Here is a 21,394-nt window from a genome sequence, read left to right as displayed (position 1 = left end):
TGCTTCATCTTGCCAGAAATATCCCGGGGAGTGTGAGGGGCTGGCCCCTCACTCCCACGCTCAAGGACCGCTCAGGCCCAGAACCCGTCCTGCACCACGCCGCGCCGTTCGCCACCCGGGGCGCTGATGCGCAATTCGGTGCCCGCGTCCCAATGGGTCATCCGGACCATGCCGATGGCGACGTTGGTGTCAAAATCCGGCGACCATGCGGCGGAACTGATCCGCCCGACGCGGCGGCCCTTTTCCGACAGGACCGGCCACCATTCGCGGCAGGGCGGCACTGCGCCGCCCTCGATGGCGATGGCGCAGATCTGCTGCACCGGGCCTTCCTTGGCCACCCTGAGCAGGGCATCGCGGCCGATGCACCCGATCGCCGTATGGGTGTTGCAGAACCGGCCCAGCCCGCATTCATGCGGCGTGTTGTCGTCGGTCATGTCGTTGCCGTAGCTCAGGAGCCCGCCCTCGATCCGCTCGATCAGGTTGGGGCAGCCGGCGTGGACATCCATGCCCTTGCCGGCCTCCATCAGCGCGTGCCAGAGCGGCATGCCGAGGTCAGAGCCCTCGACATAAATCTCAAACCCGCCCTGCTTGGAATAGCCCGAGCGCGCGATCACCATGTCGCGGCCCTGAAAGTCGAACACGCCGAAGCGGAAGAAGCGGATATCCCGCACCGCGTCGCCAAAGACCGCCGCCATCAGGTCATCGGCGCGCGGGCCCTGGATGGCGAGCGGCGAGACATCCGGCTCATCGACCAGCACGTCGAGACGCCAGCCATGCGCGGTGGCGCGCACCCAGTAGAGCAGGTCCGAATCCGCAATCGAGATCCACCAGCGATCCTCGGACAGTTTCACCGCGACAGGGTCGTTGAGCATCCCGCCGGTCTCATCCCGGAGGGGCACGTAATCGCTTTCCCCGGGCGTCATGCCGCGACGGTCGCGGGGGGTCAGCATCTGAACCCGGCGGCCCGCACCGGGGCCGCGCAACTCGACCTGCCGTTCGCAGGCCACGTCCCAGATCTGCACCGCGTCTTTCAGGTGGCGGTAATCCTCCTCGATGGAGCGGAACACCGTCGGCAGAAGCATGTGGTTGTAGACCGTGTAGGCCTTGACCCCCGCCGCCTCGACCCCGTCTGAAAAGGGTGTGCGGCGCAAGCGGCGCGACAGGGACAGCAAGGGTGCGTTCATTTTGCCTCCTCGGGCATGAAGGGGATGTCGGTGACCGGGGCGGGCAGCCCGGCGCGGGTCAGCATCGCGTGGACCTGCCCCCGGTGATGGGTCTGGTGGTTGAAGAAATGGGCGACGCAGGCGGCCATGGGGGTGGTGATCTCGGCCCCGAGCGCGCCAGAGTAGAACGTCAGATCGCCGGTGAGGTCGATGCTGTGCACGCGGTTTGCCCAGGCCTTGATCCGGCCATCGGTGGTGAACCGCTCGGCGCTCCAGGCCGCGCCGGTGGGGGTGAGCGTGGTGCTCTCGGCGATGCCGCCCTCGGGGCGGGTGTCCTCCACGCCAAACCGGTGCAGCCACATGCGGTCGGCCCAGAGGATATGGTTGAGCGTGCCGAGGATCGACGAGAAATGCGCCCCGTGATCCTCGGTCAAGACCTTGAGGCTCACCCCGTCGAGGACGCGGGTGATTTGCGCGTTCTGCCACGCACTATAACGCGCCATGAGCGCGACATAATCCGCCGTCAGCATCATCAGCGCGGGCCTTTCCAGTCGATCTGGCAGATTTCCGCGCTTCGCCCGTCGAAATCCCAGACCCGGCCAAAGGCGCGCACGCGGCCCTTGGTGGCGGTGGCAACGGTGATGTCGGGACCCATCCAGTATTCGGTGTTGGTGACGACGATATCCTCGCCCTTGTGGCCCTCGACCGGGACCACCTCGCCCTGGATCTTCTTGCCGACCATCAGGCGGCGGGCCTTGCCTTCGGTCTCGAAGATGACCGGCGCGCGCTCAGCCCCCAGAAATTCGCTGACCAGTACCCCGAAAAGGCCCGTTGTGCCGCGCGCCTTGCCGGAGAAGATGTTGACCAGCCCCTCATAGGCCGCATCATTGGCGCGCTCGTCGATATAGGCGGCGGCCTTCCAGTTGCCACGCGCCATCAGGCCGGGGATTTCCAGCATCAGGCCGACGTTGAGGCCGCTCAGGTCCTCGTCGCCATATTGTCCCTCGTCGATGCGCACGCCCGACCATGCCTGACAGTAGCCTTCGGTGGGTGCGTGTTTGCCAAGGCTGACCACGCAGGGGCAGAACACCGTGCAGTTGCAGTTGAGGATCAGCTCCCCCTTGATCGTCCAGGGCACCGTGCCCACGCTTGCGTCGTCCAATGCCATGTCGTGGCCTCCTCTTTCATATTGTCGCGAACAGAACCCAGACCGATGCGGCCAGCAGCACGATGCCTAGGGGGCGGGTGAGCCAGCGCCCGATATCGGGCAGTTTTTCCAGAACCATGATCACCGTGGCCAGCCCCATGAAGGCAAGGTTCATCACCCCACCCACGAACGCCAGCAGCATCAGCGCCCAGCAGCAGCCAAGGCAGACGAGGCCCAGCCGCACGCCGTTGCGCACAGCGCCCTCGTCCCAGTATTGCATGAAGAACGCCAGCGGGCGGCGGCACTTTGACAGGCAGGCCTCCTTGGCGGGGCTGAACTGGTATAGCCCTGCGAGTGCCAGCAGCGCCGCCGACAGCACGCCGGAGCGGCTGTCGCCGAAGGCTGTGAGCAAGCCCGCCTGAAAGAGCGCCATCTGCGCGGCTGCGGCCAGAACCGAAAAGCCCAGCCAGACCGACAGATACCCCGCGACCAGCGCGCCAAAGCGGGTTTCGCCGGTGTGGTTCAACTCTTCGTAGGTCGCGAAAGCGGGCAGCGCCGTGGGGGCCATCATCGCCGCCGACATCAGCGCCCACATGAGGATGATGCGGCCAAATCCGGCGGCATCTGGTGTGACGATGCACAGGCTTTGCAGGAAATCAGCCCCAAAGATCACCGCGCCGTCGCGCAAATCCTGCGGCAGCGCCATGGCATAGAGCAGCCCCCAGGCCCCCAGAATGAGACCGAACAGCACCAGCCAGTGCCCGCCGCCCATCCGTCTGACCTGTGCTGCGATCATCGCGCTCTCCCTCACGACTCATCTCTTGCGTTTAAATTGTCAGACATTTAAATGTAAGACAAATGAAAATTGATCCCGATAACAAGGCCGACCTTTCGGCCCAGATCGCCGAGGCCATCCGCGAGGAGATCATGGCCGGGCGGCTCATTGTGGACGAGCGACTGCCGTCCGAGGCGGAACTGGCCGATCACTTCGAGGTGTCGCGCCCGACGGTGCGCGAGGCGCTCAAGCGGCTGGCGGCGCAATCGCTCATCCGCACCGCGCGGGGCGCGTTCGGCGGGGCCTTCGTCAATCGGCTGAGCTATCCCGAGGCGTATGGGCAGCATATCACCACATCGACGCTGCTGCTGTCGATGAATGCGATCAGCTTTGATGTGGCCTGCGAGGCGCGCTATGCGCTGGAGCGCGCTTGCACGCCGCTGGCCGCCGCGCGCCGCACGCCCGACACGCTGGCGACGATGCGGGCGGAAATCCACCGGCAGGGGCAACCGGGGCTGACGGACGAATCGTTCTGCGCCTCGGATGTCACCTTTCACCGGGCCCTGGTGGACAGCGCGGACAATCCGGTGCTGTCCTACCAACTGGCCGGGGCGGTCGAGGCGATGCAGCCGCTGATGAACATGATCACCTTCACCGCGCGGTCGCGCGAGGCGATCGTCGGCTTTCACACCCGCATCGCCGACGCGCTGGAGCGTCACGAGGCCGACGCGGCGCAGGCCGCGCTTTCGGAACTCGAAGCCTACACGCTGACACTGGGGCGCGACGTGATGGCGGCCCGCGCGCGGCCACGCCAACCGGCGTGAGGGATCAACCGTCGTAACGCCTTCGGCGAGAGTATTTGGACCATAAAGAAGACATCGGTTTCTTTTTGGCAAAAATACTCAAGCACGACGCCAGCGATGCATCACGTCGCCGCCCACCTGGCGCGTCTCGACGAGCGTGAAGCGGCCCGCCTCTTCGAGCCGGGCAAGGCCCAGCGCGCCGATGCCCGGCAGCCCCTCGGCTCCGATGGCGAGCCCGGCGGTGAAACCGACGAATTCATCGACCAGCCCCGCGCCCAGAAGCGAGGCGGCGAGCGCGCCGCCGCCTTCGCAGAGCACCCGCGTCAGCCCCGCCTGCCCGAGTGCCTGAAGGATCGCGCCGGGGTCAACTTGCCCCGCCACCACGTCGCAGGGCAAGAGCCGTGCGCCGACGCCGCGCCACGCCTCGGCAATGGCATGGTCGACCTCGGTGCCGTGGCAGAGCCAGAGCGGCACGTCACCCGCCGTGCGCGCGAGATTGGACATCAGCGGCAGGTCGAGCCTGCGCGAGACCACCACGCGCACCGGTTGCCTGCGCGCGCCCATGTCGCGGACGGTCAGAGTGGGATCATCGGCGCGGGCTGTGCCTGCCCCCACCATCACCGCGTCATGGCGCGCGCGCATCGCGTGCACCATGCGCCGCGCCTGTGGCCCGGTGATCCACTGGCTGTGACCGGTGGCGGTGGCGATGCGCCCGTCGAGGCTGGAGGCGAGTTTCAGCGTGACGAAAGGCCGCCCGGTCTCGTTGCGCATCAGCGATCCGGCGAGATCGCGCGCGGCCTCTTCGGCCATGACGCCGGTCGTGACCTCTATTCCGGCGGCGCGCAGCATGGCGAAACCGCGCCCCGCGACGCGCGCGTCATTGTCGTCGAACGAGGCCACCACGCGCGCCACCCGCGCCGCGATCAGCGCCTCGGCGCAGGGCGGGGTGTGGCCGTGATGCGCGCAGGGTTCCAGCGTGACATAGGCAGTGGCGCCTTGGGCCCCCGCGCCTGCCTGTGCAAGCGCTTGGGTTTCGGCATGTGGCCGCCCGCCCGGTGCGGTCCAGCCGCGCCCGATGATGCGGCCGTCCTTGACGATGACGCAGCCGACCGCCGGGTTGGGCGCGCATTGCCCCATGCCCCGCCGCCCGAGCGACAGGGCAAGGCGCATGAAACGGCCGTCCCGTCCCGTCACGCGTCGGGGTCTGGGGTTGCCGCCGCCTCGTCGGGGCGCAACTCGCTTACGAAGCGGTCGAAATCATCGGCTTCCTGAAAGTTTTTGTAGACGCTGGCAAAGCGCACATAGGCCACGGTGTCGATGCGGGCGAGGCTTTCCATCACGATCTCACCCACCGTCTTGGAGGGGATATCGGTCTCGCCCATGCTTTCCAACCGGCGCACGATACCGGAGATCATCTGCTCCACGCGCTCGGGCTCGATCGGGCGTTTCTGGAGCGCGATGCGGATCGAGCGTTCCAGCTTGTCGCGGTCGAAATCCTCGCGCCGTCCATTGGTCTTGACCACCACGAGATCACGCAGCTGCACCCGCTCATAGGTGGTGAACCGCCCGCCGCAGGCCGGGCAGAAGCGCCTGCGCCGGATCGAGACGTGATCCTCGGCGGGGCGTGAATCCTTCACCTGCGTGTCGATATTTCCGCAAAACGGGCAGCGCATGGGCCGTCCCCCTTCTTTGTCTCTGCCTCTTGGGTCATGGGTCTGAAGCCCAGTTATCCACAGTCACTATAGGACAGCCGCAAGGTTTTGGGTAGGGGGGAAATCGCACCGCTAGATAGGCGGCGGGGCTGGCTTTGAAACAGGCCGGTCGGGGCCCTAGATGAGCGGGAACACCAATGGAAAGGACATCACATGACGACCAAGACGCTGTTCATCACCGGGGCTTCGAGCGGGATCGGGGCCGAAACCGCCCGCGCCGCCGCAGAGGCGGGCTGGAACGTCGCGCTGTTCGCGCGCAGCCGCGACAAGCTGGAGGCGCTGGTCGCGGAATTGGGAGAGGCGCGCGCCCTCGCCCTGCCCGGTGACGTGACGCAGATGGCCGATCTGGAGCACGCGGTGCGCGAGACGCAAGGGCGGTTCGGGCAGATCAATGCGGTCTTTGCCAATGCCGGGCGCGGGCTCGACACCCCCGGCGTGGCCGAAGGCGACCCCGAGGAATGGCGCAGCATGATGGACATCAACGTCATGGGCCTGCTGTTCACCGTCAAGGCCAGCTACGCCGCGCTGCAAGAGAGCAAGGGACATCTGGTCCTCACCGGCTCGGCGGCGGGAAAGCGGCATATCAAGGGCTCGATCTACGGGGCCTCGAAATGGTTCGTGCATGGCTTTGGCGGCAACATGGCCGAGGAGATGCGCGAATGGGGCGGGCGCTGCACGGTGATCGCGCCGGGCATGGTCGACACCCCGTTCTTCGACAGCCCCAAGCCCGACAAGTTGCAGCCCGAGGACGTCGCGGGGGCCGTGATGCACGCGCTGAACGCGCCCGAGCGTGCGTCGGTGCAGGAAATTTTTCTGATGCCAACGCAATAGGTCGGGTGCTTCCACGGCCTAGCCGAGATGCGCCGCGACCTCGCGGATATGCGGCGCATCGCGGTGCTCGAAGAGGTATATCCCCTGCCATGTGCCGAGCCGCAATTGCCCATCCTCGACCGGGATGCTGAGGCTGACGGGCAAGAGCGCGGCCTTGATATGGCCGGGCATGTCGTCGGGGCCTTCATAGGTGTGGCGCAGATAGGCCATCGACGGATCGCTGGTCGGCGGCACGAGGCGGGTGAAAAACGCGTGCAGGTCGGTCTGCACCTCGGGGTCGGCGTTTTCCTGAATGAGCAGGCTGGCCGAGGTGTGGCGGATGAAGAGCGTCAAGAGCCCGTCTCCCGCCACCCAATCGGCAACTCGGTCAGTGAACTCATAAAGGCCCTGACCGCGCGTGGTGATGGTAAAGGTGGTTTGCATGCAGGCCGCGCCGCCCTAGCCGGTCGCGTCCTCATCGGTGCCACGCACGCCCAGAAGCTGATCCATGCTCACCGACGGCTGATCGCAGCCCGCTTCGCCCACGATCTTGGCGGGCACGCCTGCCACGGTCTTGCAGGGCGGCACCTCTTGCAGCACGACCGAGCCTGCGGCGATGCGGCTGCAATTGCCGACCTTGATATTGCCGAGCACCTTGGCGCCTGCGCCGATCAGCACGCCGTTGCCGATCTTGGGGTGGCGGTCCTCTTCTTCCTTGCCGGTGCCGCCAAGCGTCACCGAATGCAGCATCGAGACATTGTCGCCCACGACCGCCGTCTCACCGATGACGATGGAATGGGCGTGGTCGATCATGATTCCCTTGCCGATGCGAGCGGCGGGGTGAATATCGACGCCGAACACCTCGGAGCAGCGCATCTGGAAGAACCGCGCCAGATCGTAGCGCCCGGTTTGCCACAGCCAATGCGCGATGCGGTAGGCCTGGATTGCCTGGAACCCCTTGAAGAACAGGAGCGGCAGCAGGAAGCGGTCGCAGGCCGGGTCGCGGTCGTTCACCGCCACGATATCGGCGCGGGCCGCCAGCCCGATCATGTCGTCCGAGGCCAGTGCCTTGTCGCAGATTTCGCGCAGGATCTGCTCGGGCATCTCGCCCGATCCGAGCTTGAGCGAAATGCGATAGGCCAGCGCCGATTCGAAATCGCCATGATGCAAAATGCTGGAATGGATGAGCCCGCCCAGAAGCGGCTCGTCACTGATCGCGGCCTCGGACTCGCGGGCGATGCGCGCCCATACGGGATCGAATTCGGCCAGTTTGGTCTTGGTATGTGCCACGGCTCATGCTCCTCTGGATCGGGTTGACTATAGCAGATAGGCATGCGTCGTAAAATGCAAAGGCGTGACAAGGGGGATCACCAAAATGAATGACACGCTGGTGGCGGAGTTTCGGGCGTTGATCGAGAGCCTTCTGGCGGAATTGGAGCAGGACGAGGCGCGCGGGCGCGAGGGCCAGGCGACGGTGGAGCTGGATCAGCAAGCTGTCGGGCGGCTGAGCCGCATGGATGCGTTGCAAAATCAGGCGATGGCCAAGGCGGGGCATGCGCGTCGTCAGGCCGAGCGGCGGCGGCTGATGGCCGCGCTCGCCCGGATCGACGAGGGGGAGTTCGGCTATTGCGAGGATTGCGGCGAGGAGATCGCGGAGGGGCGGTTGCGGCTTGACCCCGCCGCGCCGCGCTGCATTTCCTGCGCCAGTGGCTGAGATGCCGAGACTTGCCAAGGAGACGCCCATGCCCGCCGCCATCATCGTGAGCCACGGACAGCCCTCTGACCCCGATCCGGCGCAGGCCGATCTGGAGCGGTTCACCGCGCGGGTGGCGGAGGCCCTGCCCGGCTGGCATGTCGGGGCGGCGACCTTGGCGGCACCCGGTGCGCTCGATGCCGCGCTGGCCGCCGCAGGCCCTGCGCCGCTGGTCTATCCGCTCTTCATGACCGAAGGATGGTTCACCGGTGACAACCTGCGCAAGCGGCTGAGCGGGGCACCGGAGGCGCATGTTTTGCGGCCGCTTGGCGTGTCGTCTGAGCTGCCCGATCTGGCGGCTGAGGTGTTACGCGAGGTGCTGGGCGAACGCGGCTGGCAGGCGGGTGAGACGCAGCTGTTCATCGCCGGGCACGGATCGGGCCGCAGCCCCAATTCGGCGCGCGACACGCGGGCCTTTGCCGAGGCCGTGGCGGCGCGGATGCGCTTTGCCGAGATGCGCGTGGGGTTTGTCGAGCAGCCGCCCTACCTCGCCGATCAGGCGGCGGGGTTGGGGGCGCAGGCGATTTGCCTGCCGTTTTTTGCCGCAATCCTCGGCCATGTGATCGACGATATCCCCGAGGCGCTGGACGGGGTGGGATTTGAGGGTGTGCGGCTCGATCCGATCGGCTGTGCGCTGGGGGTGCCTGCGCTGGTGGCGCGGGCATTGCAGGCCGAGGCCGCTCAGACGCCCAGGTAGCGGTCGGTCAGCGCGGGCGAGAGCGCGGCAAAGGCACCGGACCAGACCGAGACGCCCTTTTCCAGCACCACGGCGCGGTCGGCGATGCGACCGAGTTCGGCCAAGGATTTATCGACCACGATCAGCGCCATGCCGGTCTCGGATTTGAGCCGGGCGATGGCGGCCCAGATTTCCTGTCGCACCACGGGGGCCAGCCCTTCGGTCGCCTCGTCGAGGATCAGCAGGCGCGGATTGGTCATCAGCGCGCGCCCGATGGCGAGCATCTGCTGCTCGCCGCCCGAGAGCGAACCCGCCGATTGTGCGCGGCGTTCGTGCAGCCGGGGAAAGAGCCCCGCGACGCGCGCAAGATCCCACTCACCGGGGCGCGCGGCGGCAATCAGGTTTTCCTCGACCGTGAGATTGGTGAAGCAACGCCGCCCCTCGGGGACAAGGCCGATTCCGGCGCGCGCCGCGCGGTAGCTGGGCAGGCGGGCCATGTCCTGCCCGTCGAATACCACTGTGCCGCCGCGATGGCGCAGCAGGCGGCAGATCACCTTGATGGTGGTGGATTTGCCCATGCCGTTGCGCCCCAGAAGGGCGAGCACCTCGCCCTCGTCCAGGGCCAAATCGACATCGAAGAGCGCCTGCGAGGGGCCATAGAAGGCCGAGATATGCGAGAGGGTGAGCAGGCTCATGGCTGGACGTCCTCTTGCCCGAGATAGGCGCTGCGCACCTCCTCGTTGGCGCGAATTTCACTCACCGGGCCGGTGGCGATGATGCGCCCACCCACCAGCACGCTGATCCGGTCGGCGAGGGCAAAGACCGCATCCATGTCATGCTCGACCAGCAGAATGGGCGTGCGGGCGCGCAACTCCGAGAGGAAGGTGATCAGCCGCTTGGAGCCCTCGGCCCCCAAGCCCGCCATCGGCTCGTCCATGACGAAGGCGCGGGGGTTGAGCGTGAGGGCCACGGCCAATTCCAGCTGCCGCCGCTGGCCGTGCGACAGTTCCGCCGTGCGCAGGGCGCGAAATTCCGACAGGCCGACCTGATCGAGCGCGGTTTCTGCCGCCTCGCGCAGGGCGGTGTCGCGCATCACCGGGCGCAGAAAGCGCATCACGTCGCCGCGCCGCCCGAGCGCGCCGATCATCGCATTCTGCAACACGGTGTAGTCCATCGCCAGCGACGATATCTGGAACGTCCGCCCGAGACCGCGCCGCGCGCGGGCGGGGGTGTCGAGCGCGGTCACGTCCTGCCCGGTCAGCCAGACTTGCCCCCGGTCGGGGCGCAACGCGCCCGCGATCTGTGCAATCAGCGTGGACTTGCCCGCGCCGTTGGGGCCGATGAGGGCGTGGATTTCACCGGGTTTCAGGTCGAGCGTGATGTCGTCGCTCGCCACCAGCCCGCCGAACGCCTTGGTGATGCCCCGCACGTCGATCACCGGCTCAGTCATGCGCCACCCCGCGCCCCGCGATCAGGCCGTAGATGCCGCCGCGCGCGAAGAGCACCACGCCGAGCAGGATCGCGCCGAGATAGATGTGCCAGTAGTCGCTGAGCCCGCCCAGCCAATGCTCCAATGCGATGAAGAGCGCGGCCCCCGCGACCGGGCCGAAGACGCGCCCGACCCCGCCGAGGATCACGAAGACCATGATCTCGCCCGAGGTTTGCCAGGACAGCATCACGGGGCTGACGAAGCGGTTGAGATCGGCGAAAAGCGCGCCCGCAAGCCCGGTAATCGCGCCCGAGATGACGAAGGCCGTGAGGTAGAGGCGGTATGGCCCCTGCCCCACCGCCTCGACCCGAGCGGGGTTTTGCCGGGCGGCCCCCAGCATCAGACCGAAGGGCGAGGCGGCAAGGCGCGAGACGATGAAGAGCACCAGCAACAGGAGCGCGTAGCAGATCGCGAAGAAGGTCAGCGGGTCCATCATGTTGAGCCCCGCCACGCCGTTGCGCACATAGATCGACAGCCCGTCCTCGCCGCCATAGGCGGGCCAGGAGATGGCGAAGTAATAGAACATCTGGCCAAAGGCGAGGGTGATCATGATGAAATAGACCCCCGTGGTGCGCAAGCTGAGCGCGCCGATGGCCAGCGCCGCGAGCGCGCTGACGGCGATTGCCACCAGCCAGATCACCGGCATGGATTTTGTTCCCTCAATCAGGAATGGCACCTCGATCAGCGGGGTGTAGGTCTGCGCGTGGTAGGCGAGGATACCCATGGCATAGCCACCAAGGCCGAAGAACGCCGCGTGCCCGAGGCTGACCAGACCGCCAAGGCCAAGCGCCACGTTGAGGCCAACACCGGCGATGGCGAGGATCACGGCGCGGGTGACGAGGGTGATGGTAAAGGGCTCATCGACGATCCACGCCCAGAGCGGGATCGCCAGCAGACCCAGCAATAGGGCCGCGTTAAGCATCGCCTCGCGCCTCATGCCGTGGCCCCGCCGAACAGGCCCTTGGGCCGAAAGAGAAGCACGCCCGCCATCAGCAGGTAGATCGCCATCGAGGCGAGGGCCGAGCCTGCTGTGGTGGCCGATGAGGCGTCCATGAAGAGGGCAAACGCCTGCGGCAGCAGCACCCGGCCAAGCGTGTCGGTCATGCCGACGAGGATCGCCCCCACCAGCGCGCCCTTGATCGAGCCGATGCCGCCGATCACGATGACGACGAAGGCGAGGATCAGCACCGGCTCGCCCATGCCGACCTGCACCGATTGGATCGCACCGATGAGCGCGCCCGCCAGCCCTGCCAGCGCCGCGCCCAGCGCAAAGACCAGCGTATAGAGCGCCGAGATATTTACGCCGAGCGCGCCGATCATCTCGCGGTCATTCTCGCCCGCGCGGATCTGAATTCCCAGCCGTGTGCGTGCGATCATCCAGAAGAGCCCCGCCGCCACCGCCAGCCCCGCACCGATCAGCGCCAGACGATAGGCGGAATATTCGATGCCCAAGGGCAGCGTTACCGTGCCCGAGAGCCACTCGGGCCGGTCGAGATAGAGCGGCACCGAGCCATAGAACCAGCGCGTGCCCTCGGAGAATATGAGAATCAGAGCAAAGGTGGCCAGCACCTGATCGAGATGGTCGCGGTCATAGAGCCGCCGGATCACCGTCATCTCGACGATCACCCCGGCCAGGGCCGCCGCCGCGAGGCTGGCCACCAGCGCCAGCAGGAAGGAGCCGGTCAGCCCCGCGACTGCCGCCGCCGCGAACGCGCCCACCATGTAGAGCGAGCCATGCGCGAGGTTGATCAGACCCATGACGCCGAAGATCAGCGTCAATCCGGCGGCCATCAGAAACAGCATGACCCCCAGTTGCAGCCCGTTGAGCGCCTGTTCGACCAGCAGGATCAGGGACATGCGGCCCCTGCCCTGCGCGCTTGTCTCGTGATCGCCATGGCCCTCATTCTCTTTCGTGTCTCCCCTGCGGACGCCGTTACGCCCCGCCGCCGCATGTGGATAGCGGATTGAGCGATATGTGCAACTGCGGACATGCCGTCAGCGGCGCTGCTGGCGGAGGCGGGTGTTAGCGCAATCACCCTCTAGGGGCATGGGTTTGCGATAACGGTTATCGCTAACATGCTGAATAACCAACGAAAACGCGTCACTTCCATCTTTCAGCCCGGCCCGCTTGGGTCTATACCGCCGCCAAATCCCGGATCAGGAGTCGCCCATGACCATCACCGTCGGTATCAACGGTTTCGGCCGCATCGGTCGCGCCACGCTGGCGCATATTTCCGAAAGCCTGCGCAACGATATCAAGGTCGTCAAGGTAAACGCCACCGGCCCGATCGAGACCGCGGCGCATCTGATGCGCTATGACAGCGTGCATGGCCGCTTTGCCCATCCGATCACCGTCGAGGGCAACACGATGGATCTGGGCCGTGGCCCGATCGAGATGTACTCGACCTATGACATGACCGCGCTCGACTGGGAGGGCGTGGATGTGGTGATGGAATGCACCGGCAAGTTCAATGACGGGCTGACCGCCAAGACCCATCTGGAGCGCGGCGCGCGCAAGGTGCTGCTCTCGGCCCCCGGCAAGAACGTCGATCGCACGGTGGTCTACGGCGTCAACCACGACACGCTGCAGGCGGACGAGCGGATGATCTCGAACGGCTCCTGCACCACCAATTGCCTAGCGCCGCTGGCCAAGGTGCTGAATGACGGGATCGGCATCGAGAGCGGCATCATGACCACGATCCACGCCTATACCGGCGATCAGCCGACGCTCGACCGGCGGCACAGTGACCTCTACCGCGCACGCGCCGCCGCGATGTCGATGATCCCGACCTCGACAGGGGCCGCCAAGGCGCTTGGCGAGGTGCTGCCCGAATTGGCGGGGCGTCTTGACGGATCGGCCATCCGGGTGCCGACGCCCAATGTGTCGGCGGTGGACCTGACCTTCGTGGCTCAGCGTGACGTGACCAAGACCGAGGTGAACGAGGTCGTCGCGGCCGCAGCCGCCGGGCCGATGAAAGGCATTCTGGCCTATGATCCCGAGCCCAAGGTCAGTGTCGATTTCAACCATACCGAGGAAAGCTCGATCTTCGCGCCCGATCAGACCAAGGTGACCGGCAAGCGGCTGGTGCGGGTGCTGGCCTGGTATGACAACGAATGGGGCTTTTCGTGCCGCATGGCCGATGTGGCCGTGGCCATGGGTCGGTTGCAGTAAATCGGCGCACTATTGCGCAACGTGGTCTCGTCGGGCATACCCGGCGGGACCTTTTCATTTGGAATACCCCTCATGACCAACCGGATCGCGATCATTCTCGGGCTGATGATTGTGGCCGGGCTGCTCTACGACAAGGTCTATCACGACAGCGCGGGCACGGTCTTTCTGGGGCGAAAGCTGGTGGTGTTCATCGAATATCTCGCCTTCTGGCGCTGATCGTTTCGGCACCTTTCCCGATCAAGAAACCATGAATTGACTACATGCGAAATTCGTTTATGTTCGCGATCAATTGTTAGCGCTAACTTTACGGGTATGCGCCGCGATAGATCAGGAGGACACATCATGGCACTCAGGCTGGCGATCAACGGCTTCGGCCGCATCGGGCGCAACGTGCTGCGTGCGCTGGTGGAAACCGGACGCCATGACATCGAGATCGTGGCGATCAACGATCTGGGCCCGGTCGAGACCAATGCGCATCTGCTGGAATTCGACAGCGTGCATGGCCGCTTTCCCGGCACCGTCACGACGACCGAGGACAGCATCAACGTCGGGCGCGGCCCGATCCGCGTGACGGCGATGCGCGACCCCGCCGAATTGCCCTGGGGCGATATCGACGTGGTGCTGGAATGCACGGGCATCTTTACCGACCGCGAGAAGGCCGCCGCGCATCTGGCAAACGGGGCCAAGCGCGTGCTGGTCTCGGCCCCCGCGAAGGGCGCGGATCGCACGGTGGTTTACGGGGTGAACCACAATGATCTGACGGCAGAGGACGTGATCGTCTCGAACGCCTCCTGCACCACAAATTGCCTCGCCCCCGTGGCCAAGGTGCTGCACGAGAGCATCGGCATCACGCGCGGGTTCATGACCACGGTGCACAGCTACACCGGCGATCAGCCGACGCTCGACACGATGCACAAGGATCTCTACCGCGCGCGGGCGGCGGGGCTGAACATCATCCCCACCACCACCGGGGCGGCGCGGGCCGTCGGGCTGGTTCTACCGGCGCTTGACGGGCGGCTTGACGGCACGGCCATTCGCGTGCCCACCCCGAATGTCAGCGTCGTGGACCTGACATTCGAGGCCGCGCGCGACACGGATGTGGAGGAGATCAACGCCGCGATGCAGGCCGCGGCGGAGGGCGCGCTCAACCGGGTACTGGACGTCACCCGCCGCGAACTGGTGTCATCTGATTTCAACCACAACCCGCATAGCAGCATCTTTGCGGACGATCAGACCCGGGTGATGGACGCCCGCATGTGCCGGGTGCTGGCCTGGTATGACAACGAATGGGGCTTTTCCAACCGCATGCTGGATGTGGCGGGCGAGATCGGCAAGCACCTCGGTTGATCAGTCGAGTTTGGCCAGCAGCGCCGCCTTGACGGCGGGGGGGACGAATTTCGTCACGTCCCCGCCAAGCCGGGCGATTTCCTTGACCAGTTTCGACGCGATGGCCTGATGGTTGGCATCGGCCATCAGGAACACCGTCTCGACCGAGTTGTCCAGCGCACGGTTCATCCCGACCATCTGGAATTCATACTCGAAGTCGGTGACCGCCCGCAGGCCGCGCACGATGATCTGCGCGCCGACGTCATGGGCCGCGTTGATCAGCAGGTTCTCGAAGGGATGCGCGACGATTTCGGTGCCGGTCTCGACGCTCAGCGCCTTGGCCTCGGCCTCGATCATCGCGACGCGCTCTTCCAATGAGAAAAGCGGGCCCTTGTCGCGGTTGATTGCCACCCCGATCACCAACCGGTCCACCAGAATCGCCGCGCGGCGGATGATATCGACATGCCCGAGCGTGATCGGATCAAACGTGCCGGGATAGAGGGCTATGCGCATCGGGCCGCTCCTTTATTGCAGTCGAAGCGCACGCAACAATATTGCGCCGGTGAATGCAAGGGCTAGTAGCCCATGATCATCCCTTCAAGCGCGTTCTTCTCCATCGACAACTCCTCCAGCCGGGCCTTGACCACGTCACCGATGGTGACGATGCCCACCAGCTTGCCATCCTCGACCACGGGCATGTGGCGAAAGCGGCCATCGGTCATCCGGGTCAGCACCGCGTCGGAACTGTCCTGCTTGGAGCAGCAGACCGGGTTGCGGGTCATCATCTCGGAGACGGTTTCGGTCATGCAGGAGGTGCCGCGCACCGCAAGGCTGCGCACGATGTCGCGCTCCGAGAGGATGCCGTCGACGGTCTCGCCGTCGCGTGACACTATGAGGCCGCCGATCCGACGTTCCGCCAGCGTCTGCGCCGCTTCCGAGACCTTGGTTTCGGGGGTGATCGTGATCACCGCGCCGTCGCCCTTGGATTTCAGGATTTGCTGGACCAGCATGGCGTACCCTCCGAAATAAAATATCCTCAAATCAGCGTGATACAGAACAAAATTTTTGTCAACTGCGCGCCTCGAGCCGGGCAACCTCTTGCCGCAAGCCCTCGGCGAGAGCGGCGGCAAAACGGTTCTGCCGTTCCAGCCTGCGATCGTCGGCATGGCGCACGAGGTAAAAGCTGCGCGTGAGGGTGAACTGATCGGTCAGGATGCGGCGCACACCCCGCGCCCAGGGCAGCGAGAAATCGTGCAGCACGCCGATGCCGCCGGCCTGCCGCACCCAGTGAAGCTGCACCGAGACCGAGTTCGACGCGAGGCTGACACGCTCCACCCCCGCCTCGCTGAGATAGTCGAGTTCCTTGTCGAAGATCATGTCCTGAATATAGCCGACCATCCGGTGGCCACGCAGGTCGGCGAGGGTCTCGATGGGGCCTGCGTTTTTCAGATATCGGACCGATGCTGCGAGATGGAGCCGGTAGTCGGTGAGTTTCTGCACCGTGAGCCGCCCCGCCGTGGGCGGGCTGACGGCGATCACCATATCGGCCTCGCGGCGGGTCAGGTTGAAGACGCGCGGCAGGGCGACGATCTGGATTTCCAGATCGGGATTGTCGGCCCCGATCGCTGCACAGACCTGCGGCAACAGGAAATTGGCGCAGCCGTCGGGCGCGCCGATGCGAATCTGCCCGGACATGCTGCCCGCCTGGCCCGCCATGTCCTCGGCCGCCTCCTGCATCGCCTGTTCGGCGCGTATCGCATGGGCCATCAGCCGCCCGCCCGCCTCGCTGAGCGCATAACCGGTGGGGGATTTGGCGAAAAGCGGCGCACCCATCTCTTCTTCGAGCCGGGCCACCCGGCGGCCCACGGTGGCCGGGTCGATGCGCAGCGCGCGGCCTGCGCCCGACAGGCTCTCGGCGCGGGCCACGGCGAGGAAAATCCGGATATCGTCCCAATGCGGCTGCATGGCGGCCCCCTTTGCAAAAATGCAAATCGCTTTTGGAATATTGCCCCTTTTCGCCTGAGTTTTGCAAGACTACCCTGCGGACAACCCTGAAGGAGGAGTTTCCGATGCAAGAACTGACCCATTACATCAATGGTGAACATGTCAAAGGCACGTCCGGCCGGTTTTCCGACGTGTTCAACCCCGCGACCGGCGAAGTGCAGGCGAAATGCCCGCTGGCCAGCGTCGAGGAGATGGAACAGGCGGTCGCCGCAGCACAGGCGGCACAGCCCAAATGGGGCGCCACCAACCCGCAGCGCCGCGCCCGGGTGATGATGAAATTCGTCGATCTGCTCAACCGCGACATGGACAAGCTGGCCGAGACGCTGAGCCGCGAGCACGGCAAGACCTTTCCCGATGCCAAGGGCGACATTCAGCGTGGTCTGGAAGTGGTCGAATACTGCATCGGCGCGCCGCAGATGCTCAAGGGTGAGTTCACCGACAGCGCGGGCCCCGGCATCGACATGTATTCGATGCGCCAGCCATTGGGTGTGACCGCAGGGATCACCCCGTTCAACTTTCCGGCGATGATCCCGATGTGGATGTTCGCGCCCGCATTGGCCTGCGGCAACGCCTTCATCCTGAAACCCTCCGAGCGCGACCCCTCGGTGCCCTTGATGCTGGCGGAACTGATGGAAGAGGCCGGTCTGCCCAAGGGTCTGTTGCAGGTGGTGAACGGCGACAAGGTGGCGGTCGACGCGATCCTCTATAATGACGTGATCCAGTCGATCGGCTTTGTCGGTTCCACGCCCATTGCCGAATATATCTACGGCACCGGCTGTTCGCAGGGCAAGCGGGTGCAATGTTTCGGCGGGGCCAAGAACCACATGATCGTGATGCCCGACGCCGATATGGATCAGGCCGCCGACGCGCTGATCGGTGCAGGTTACGGGGCTGCGGGCGAACGCTGCATGGCGATTTCCGTGGCCGTGCCGGTGGGTGACGAGACCGCAGACCGGCTGATCGAAAAGCTGGTGCCGCGCATCGAAAAGCTGAAGGTCGGGCCCTACACGGCGGGCGACGACGTCGATTACGGCCCCGTGGTGACGGCGGCGGCCAAGGAAAAGATTCTCGGGCTGGTGCAATCGGGGCTGGATCAGGGCGCGGAACTCGTGGTCGATGGCCGCGATTTCAACTTGCAGGGCTATGAGGACGGGTTCTTTGTCGGCCCGCACCTCTTTGACCGGGTAACGCCGGATATGGACATCTACCAGCAGGAAATCTTCGGTCCGGTGCTGTCGACCGTGCGCGCGGGCAGCTATGAAGAGGCGCTCAAGCTGGCGATGGATCACGAGATGGGCAACGGCACCGCGATCTTTACCCGCGATGGCGATGCGGCGCGCGATTTTGCCAACCGGATCAATATCGGCATGGTAGGCATCAATGTGCCGATCCCGGTGCCGCTGGCCTATCACACCTTCGGCGGCTGGACGAAATCGGTCTTTGGCGACCTCAACCAGCACGGGCCGGACGCGTTCAAGTTCTACACCCGCACCAAGACCATCACGTCGCGCTGGCCGTCGGGCATCAAGGACGGCGGCGAGTTCAACTTCAAGGCGATGGACTGAACCGGGAGAACAAGAAAGGGCGGCCAGCACGGCCGCCCTTTTCAATTTCGCGGCACCAATCGCCTAGGAGCGACGCCGCCGCGCCAGCCCGAGGCCACCCAACGCGGTGAGCAACAAAAGCCCGGCCGCCGGAAGCGGCACGACAGACGGCTCGAAAGACACGGTCACGGATTTGAGCTTCCACGAGTCATCATGGCTGCATTTCTTGTAGTAATATCCCCATTTGCACGTCTTGTCGCCAAACGCCCCCACACCGAACACGTCGGTTTGAAAATCAGGGTCAAAGCCGTGGTACGGATTGTTGAAAGCGATCGGGATCGGGCCGAGCGTGAGATCATCAAGCCCAATGTCGCCGCTATCATCCTCATCGAAGATCAACCGGAAATCATCATAGTAATCGTAGTATCCAAACGAGATCGCCTCGATCGTGACGGCCTGGGAAAAGCTGATCTGGATGAAATCCTTCCATCCGCTGCCATCAACCGTATGGCTGTTATCACCAGACGAGTTAACAACCCCGGCCCCACCCTGATAGCGGCCGATATGAGCATCGGTGTGTAGCGTGGTACCTGTGATGATGCCGTCGGCGCTCTCGGTGAAGCCCTCGATCGAGCGTGCATCGAACCGCGCAGTCAGTCCCTCCTGTGTGAGATCAAAAAACGACGGTAGCGAGCCATAGCTCAACCCGTCATTCCCACCCAGATGAAACGTCGTGGTCGTGGCGGCAGACGCCGCCGATCCGCCAAGGACGGCCATCAATACTATGGACTTGAAAAAATAGTTCATACTTCCCCCGATAAAGCGCTAGGAACCAACTGACCGCGCTGAGCGCGCTTTCTTACAAAGCACATCATAAGCGTAGGAAAATAACGCATTCGTGATCTCGTCACAAGGTATGACGGCGCGTCATCGGGTTGATTTGTCCATGAAATAAGGGAACACTGTTTCGCTCCTGGAAACCCACGCAACCCTTGGAAATCAACTCAATGAGCATACACTTTTGAGTATAGTTTCGGGTGTCGCGTGCCTAGCAGTTCTTCGAGAATCAAGGCGCGGCCCCGAGACCGGCAGCGCGCATCCGGGTCACAAGGCCCGATAGCGCGAGGATGCGCTTGCCGATTTCCCCCGGAATGTGCTGAACTGGCTGCAGTCATTCGGAGGAGCGTATTTCTTGGCCTATATCAGCCCCGATTTCACCATCGGCGTGGAAGAGGAATACCTTCTCGTCGATCTCGACAGCCTTGCCCTGGCCAATGCGCCCGAGGCGCTGATGACGGCGTGCGAGCAGGACCTGCAGGATCAGGTCAGCCCTGAATTCCTCAATTGCCAGATCGAGATCGGCACCCGCGTCTGCCGCAACGTCGGTGAGGCGCGCGAGGATCTCAAACGCCTGCGCAGCACCGTGGCGCGGCACGCGAAGGAACATAACCTCGCGCCCATTGCCGCCTCGTGCCACCCGTTTTCCGACTGGCGCAGCCAGACCCATACGGACAAGAAACGCTATAACGAGTTGCAGCACGATCTCGCGGGTGTGGTGCGGCGGATGCTGATCTGCGGCATGCATGTGCATGTCGGGATCGAGCCGCCTGACCGGCGCATCGACCTGATGAATCAACTGAGCTATTTCCTGCCGCACATGCTGGCGCTGAGTTGCTCCTCGCCGTTCTGGCAGGGGCAGGATACCGGGCTGAGTTGCTATCGGCTGACGGTGTTCGATAACCTGCCCCGCACCGGTCCGCCGCCCCGGATGGAGAGTTATGGCGAGTTCGACCGCTCGGTGCAGGCGCTGGTCGATCTGGGCGTGATCGAGGACGCGAGCAAGATCTGGTGGGATCTGCGCCCCTCGTCACGCTTTCCGACGCTGGAATCGCGGATCTGCGACGTGCAGCCCCGGCTGGAGGATGCGCTGACACTGGCCGCATTGACGCAATCGCTGGCGCGGATGCTGTGGCGGCTGGCGATCCACAATCAGCGCTGGCGGATCTATGACAGCTTCCTCGTCTCGGAGAACCGCTGGCGGGCGCAACGCTATGGCACCACCGAGGGGCTGATCGACTTCGGGCGGAACGAGATTGTCGACATGGCCACGCTGGTCGAGGAAATAATCGAATTGATCCAAGAGGATGCGCAATTCTTCGAGGCGGTGGCCGAAGTCGAACATGCCCGCGACATGCTGGCGCGCGGCACCAGTTCGGAGCGGCAGCGCGCAGTATTTACCGCCGCCCGCGCCACCGGGCAGACCGAGGCGGAGGCGCTGCAATCGGTGGTGCGGCACCTGATCGAGGAATACCACGCCGACCTCTAGGCCTGCGCCGATGACAATTCTGTGAGCACGCGGACCAAATGCGCGACGCCCCCTACGCATCCGGGGCCGTCCTTCCTATGTACGGGAGATAATCCCGACCAAGAGGACCGAGCACGATGACCCCGAACTTCACCCGCCGCACCGCCATCGCCACCGGTATTGCCGCGCTGGCCACACCCGGCCTGCTGCGCGCCGAGACCGTGAACCGCCGCAACGCCTCGGCCTTTGTCAAACGCGACTGGCGCGATCACTTCGACAGTCTGGGCAAGGGCTGCCTGCTGGCCGATATCGACAGCCGCGCGGTACATTATTGGGGCCCGGATGGTGAGACCTATGCGCTCTTTCCATCCTCGGTGCCGATGACCGAACAGCTGACCCGGCGCGGCTATACCGAGATCGTGCGCAAGCGTGTCGGTCCCGACTGGACGCCGACCCAATCCATGCGCGAGCGTGACCCTTCGCTGCCCGAATACATGCCGCCCGGCCCGGAAAATCCGCTGGGCACCCATGCGCTTTATCTCGGCTGGCCCGCCTACCTGGTGCATGGCACGCATGACACCCGCAAGATCGGACGGCAATCGTCCTCGGGCTGCATCGGGCTCTATAATCGGCATATCGAAGAGCTGTTCGGCATGGCACAGGTCGGCACGCAGGTGCTTTTGCTCTGACCACACCACCCTTGCAAAGCATCAGC

26 protein-coding genes are annotated in these 21,394 nt (G+C 64.8%); 10 read left to right on the top strand and 16 right to left on the bottom strand.

Annotated elements, in window-relative coordinates:
- Nucleotides 1-71: 71 nt before the first annotated feature.
- Genes RID11_RS04460 through RID11_RS04445 form a run of 4 tightly spaced genes read right to left on the bottom strand, consistent with a single transcriptional unit; the run spans nt 72 to nt 3,082 of the window.
- Complete coding sequence (locus tag RID11_RS04460) at nt 72-1,184, bottom strand: dimethylsulfoniopropionate demethylase (RefSeq protein ID WP_350136233.1); 1,113 nt, start codon at nt 1,182-1,184, stop codon at nt 72-74.
- Nucleotides 1,181-1,696, bottom strand: a complete 516-nt coding sequence (locus RID11_RS04455; RefSeq protein WP_350136232.1) for a DinB family protein — start codon at nt 1,694-1,696, stop codon at nt 1,181-1,183. The genes RID11_RS04460 and RID11_RS04455 overlap by 4 nt, the downstream gene beginning before the upstream one ends.
- Nucleotides 1,696-2,331, bottom strand: coding sequence for a DUF1326 domain-containing protein (locus tag RID11_RS04450; RefSeq protein ID WP_350136231.1), 636 nt, complete (start codon nt 2,329-2,331; stop codon nt 1,696-1,698). Before RID11_RS04450 ends, RID11_RS04455 begins: the two co-directional genes overlap by 1 nt.
- Nucleotides 2,332-2,347: 16 nt before the next feature.
- Nucleotides 2,348-3,082, bottom strand: coding sequence for a DUF2182 domain-containing protein (locus RID11_RS04445; protein ID WP_350137712.1), 735 nt, complete (start codon nt 3,080-3,082; stop codon nt 2,348-2,350).
- Between the two features lie 86 nt (nt 3,083-3,168).
- Between RID11_RS04445 and RID11_RS04440 the strand changes: the two genes are divergently transcribed.
- Nucleotides 3,169-3,909: a FadR/GntR family transcriptional regulator gene (locus RID11_RS04440; RefSeq protein ID WP_350136230.1), complete on the top strand. Its 741-nt coding sequence runs from the start codon at nt 3,169-3,171 to the stop codon at nt 3,907-3,909.
- Between the two features lie 78 nt (nt 3,910-3,987).
- Here RID11_RS04440 and ribD read toward each other — a convergent pair whose 3' ends face one another.
- The gene (gene ribD / locus RID11_RS04435; RefSeq protein WP_350136229.1) at nt 3,988-5,058 is read right to left on the bottom strand and encodes a bifunctional diaminohydroxyphosphoribosylaminopyrimidine deaminase/5-amino-6-(5-phosphoribosylamino)uracil reductase RibD; all 1,071 of its coding nucleotides are present in this window, start codon (nt 5,056-5,058) and stop codon (nt 3,988-3,990) included.
- Between the two features lie 20 nt (nt 5,059-5,078).
- Complete coding sequence (gene nrdR, locus RID11_RS04430) at nt 5,079-5,561, bottom strand: transcriptional regulator NrdR (protein ID WP_350136228.1); 483 nt, start codon at nt 5,559-5,561, stop codon at nt 5,079-5,081.
- A 192-nt stretch (nt 5,562-5,753) separates the two neighbouring features.
- Between nrdR and RID11_RS04425 the strand changes: the two genes are divergently transcribed.
- Nucleotides 5,754-6,431, top strand: a complete 678-nt coding sequence (locus RID11_RS04425) for an SDR family oxidoreductase (RefSeq protein ID WP_350136227.1) — start codon at nt 5,754-5,756, stop codon at nt 6,429-6,431.
- An 18-nt stretch (nt 6,432-6,449) separates the two neighbouring features.
- Here RID11_RS04425 and RID11_RS04420 read toward each other — a convergent pair whose 3' ends face one another.
- Together RID11_RS04420 and cysE are read right to left on the bottom strand one after the other, a co-directional pair.
- Complete coding sequence (locus RID11_RS04420) at nt 6,450-6,854, bottom strand: secondary thiamine-phosphate synthase enzyme YjbQ (protein ID WP_350136226.1); 405 nt, start codon at nt 6,852-6,854, stop codon at nt 6,450-6,452.
- A gap of 15 nt (nt 6,855-6,869) precedes the next feature.
- Nucleotides 6,870-7,700, bottom strand: coding sequence for a serine O-acetyltransferase (gene cysE, locus RID11_RS04415; protein ID WP_350136225.1), 831 nt, complete (start codon nt 7,698-7,700; stop codon nt 6,870-6,872).
- Nucleotides 7,701-7,785: 85 nt separating this feature from the next.
- Here cysE and RID11_RS04410 point away from each other — a divergent pair, with 85 nt between their 5' ends.
- Both RID11_RS04410 and RID11_RS04405 read left to right on the top strand, forming a co-directional pair.
- On the top strand, nt 7,786-8,124 hold the full coding sequence (locus RID11_RS04410) for a TraR/DksA family transcriptional regulator (protein ID WP_350136224.1): 339 nt from the start codon (nt 7,786-7,788) through the stop codon (nt 8,122-8,124).
- Nucleotides 8,125-8,152: 28 nt separating this feature from the next.
- Nucleotides 8,153-8,860: a CbiX/SirB N-terminal domain-containing protein gene (locus RID11_RS04405; protein WP_350136223.1), complete on the top strand. Its 708-nt coding sequence runs from the start codon at nt 8,153-8,155 to the stop codon at nt 8,858-8,860.
- Here RID11_RS04405 and RID11_RS04400 read toward each other — a convergent pair.
- From RID11_RS04400 to RID11_RS04385, 4 genes are read right to left on the bottom strand one after another with little or no spacing between them, the layout of a single operon-like run.
- Nucleotides 8,845-9,534: an ABC transporter ATP-binding protein gene (locus tag RID11_RS04400; RefSeq protein ID WP_350136222.1), complete on the bottom strand. Its 690-nt coding sequence runs from the start codon at nt 9,532-9,534 to the stop codon at nt 8,845-8,847. The genes RID11_RS04405 and RID11_RS04400 overlap by 16 nt on opposite strands.
- Nucleotides 9,531-10,289 (bottom strand): ABC transporter ATP-binding protein, encoded by a 759-nt coding sequence (locus tag RID11_RS04395; protein WP_350136221.1) that lies wholly within the window; start codon nt 10,287-10,289, stop codon nt 9,531-9,533. Before RID11_RS04395 ends, RID11_RS04400 begins: the two co-directional genes overlap by 4 nt.
- Nucleotides 10,282-11,265 carry a branched-chain amino acid ABC transporter permease gene (locus RID11_RS04390; RefSeq protein WP_350136220.1) on the bottom strand — a complete coding sequence of 328 codons (984 nt, stop codon included), beginning with the start codon at nt 11,263-11,265 and terminating at the stop codon, nt 10,282-10,284. Before RID11_RS04390 ends, RID11_RS04395 begins: the two co-directional genes overlap by 8 nt.
- Entirely contained in the window at nt 11,262-12,185 is a 924-nt protein-coding gene (locus tag RID11_RS04385) for a branched-chain amino acid ABC transporter permease (RefSeq protein ID WP_350136219.1), read from the bottom strand. Before RID11_RS04385 ends, RID11_RS04390 begins: the two co-directional genes overlap by 4 nt.
- Before the next feature lie 313 nt (nt 12,186-12,498).
- Here RID11_RS04385 and gap (RID11_RS04380) point away from each other — a divergent pair, with 313 nt between their 5' ends.
- The 3 genes from gap (RID11_RS04380) (at nt 12,499) to gap (RID11_RS04370) (ending at nt 14,847) form a co-directional block, all read left to right on the top strand.
- Nucleotides 12,499-13,500: a type I glyceraldehyde-3-phosphate dehydrogenase gene (gene gap, locus RID11_RS04380; protein WP_350136218.1), complete on the top strand. Its 1,002-nt coding sequence runs from the start codon at nt 12,499-12,501 to the stop codon at nt 13,498-13,500.
- A 72-nt stretch (nt 13,501-13,572) separates the two neighbouring features.
- Entirely contained in the window at nt 13,573-13,716 is a 144-nt protein-coding gene (locus RID11_RS04375; RefSeq protein WP_350136217.1) for a glyceraldehyde-3-phosphate dehydrogenase, read from the top strand.
- 126 nt (nt 13,717-13,842) lie between these two features.
- Nucleotides 13,843-14,847 carry a type I glyceraldehyde-3-phosphate dehydrogenase gene (gene gap, locus RID11_RS04370; RefSeq protein WP_350136216.1) on the top strand — a complete coding sequence of 335 codons (1,005 nt, stop codon included), beginning with the start codon at nt 13,843-13,845 and terminating at the stop codon, nt 14,845-14,847.
- On the opposite strand, the gene coaD is transcribed toward gap (RID11_RS04370), so the two are convergent.
- From coaD to RID11_RS04355, 3 genes are all read right to left on the bottom strand, one after another.
- On the bottom strand, nt 14,848-15,339 hold the full coding sequence (coaD, locus tag RID11_RS04365; RefSeq protein WP_350136215.1) for a pantetheine-phosphate adenylyltransferase: 492 nt from the start codon (nt 15,337-15,339) through the stop codon (nt 14,848-14,850).
- Nucleotides 15,340-15,401: 62 nt separating this feature from the next.
- Nucleotides 15,402-15,836 (bottom strand): CBS domain-containing protein, encoded by a 435-nt coding sequence (locus RID11_RS04360; protein WP_350136214.1) that lies wholly within the window; start codon nt 15,834-15,836, stop codon nt 15,402-15,404.
- A 58-nt stretch (nt 15,837-15,894) separates the two neighbouring features.
- Entirely contained in the window at nt 15,895-16,791 is an 897-nt protein-coding gene (locus RID11_RS04355) for a LysR family transcriptional regulator (RefSeq protein WP_350136213.1), read from the bottom strand.
- 104 nt (nt 16,792-16,895) lie between these two features.
- Between RID11_RS04355 and RID11_RS04350 the strand changes: the two genes are divergently transcribed.
- Nucleotides 16,896-18,395, top strand: coding sequence for a CoA-acylating methylmalonate-semialdehyde dehydrogenase (locus RID11_RS04350; RefSeq protein WP_350136212.1), 1,500 nt, complete (start codon nt 16,896-16,898; stop codon nt 18,393-18,395).
- A 63-nt stretch (nt 18,396-18,458) separates the two neighbouring features.
- On the opposite strand, the gene RID11_RS04345 is transcribed toward RID11_RS04350, so the two are convergent.
- The gene (locus tag RID11_RS04345) at nt 18,459-19,151 is read right to left on the bottom strand and encodes a VPLPA-CTERM sorting domain-containing protein (protein WP_350136211.1); all 693 of its coding nucleotides are present in this window, start codon (nt 19,149-19,151) and stop codon (nt 18,459-18,461) included.
- A 415-nt stretch (nt 19,152-19,566) separates the two neighbouring features.
- On the opposite strand from RID11_RS04345, the gene RID11_RS04340 reads away from it, so the two are divergent.
- Together RID11_RS04340 and RID11_RS04335 are read left to right on the top strand one after the other, a co-directional pair.
- Nucleotides 19,567-20,700 carry a carboxylate-amine ligase gene (locus tag RID11_RS04340; RefSeq protein ID WP_350136210.1) on the top strand — a complete coding sequence of 378 codons (1,134 nt, stop codon included), beginning with the start codon at nt 19,567-19,569 and terminating at the stop codon, nt 20,698-20,700.
- A gap of 116 nt (nt 20,701-20,816) precedes the next feature.
- The gene (locus tag RID11_RS04335; protein ID WP_350136209.1) at nt 20,817-21,368 is read left to right on the top strand and encodes a L,D-transpeptidase; all 552 of its coding nucleotides are present in this window, start codon (nt 20,817-20,819) and stop codon (nt 21,366-21,368) included.
- Nucleotides 21,369-21,394 lie beyond the last annotated feature (26 nt).

It is taken from the genome of Roseovarius sp., assembly GCF_040219995.1.
In the GTDB taxonomy this organism is placed as follows: Bacteria; Pseudomonadota; Alphaproteobacteria; order Rhodobacterales; family Rhodobacteraceae; genus Roseovarius.
Note: the sequence above shows the minus strand (reverse complement) of the source record. Positions and strands in the feature narration are given on the sequence as shown.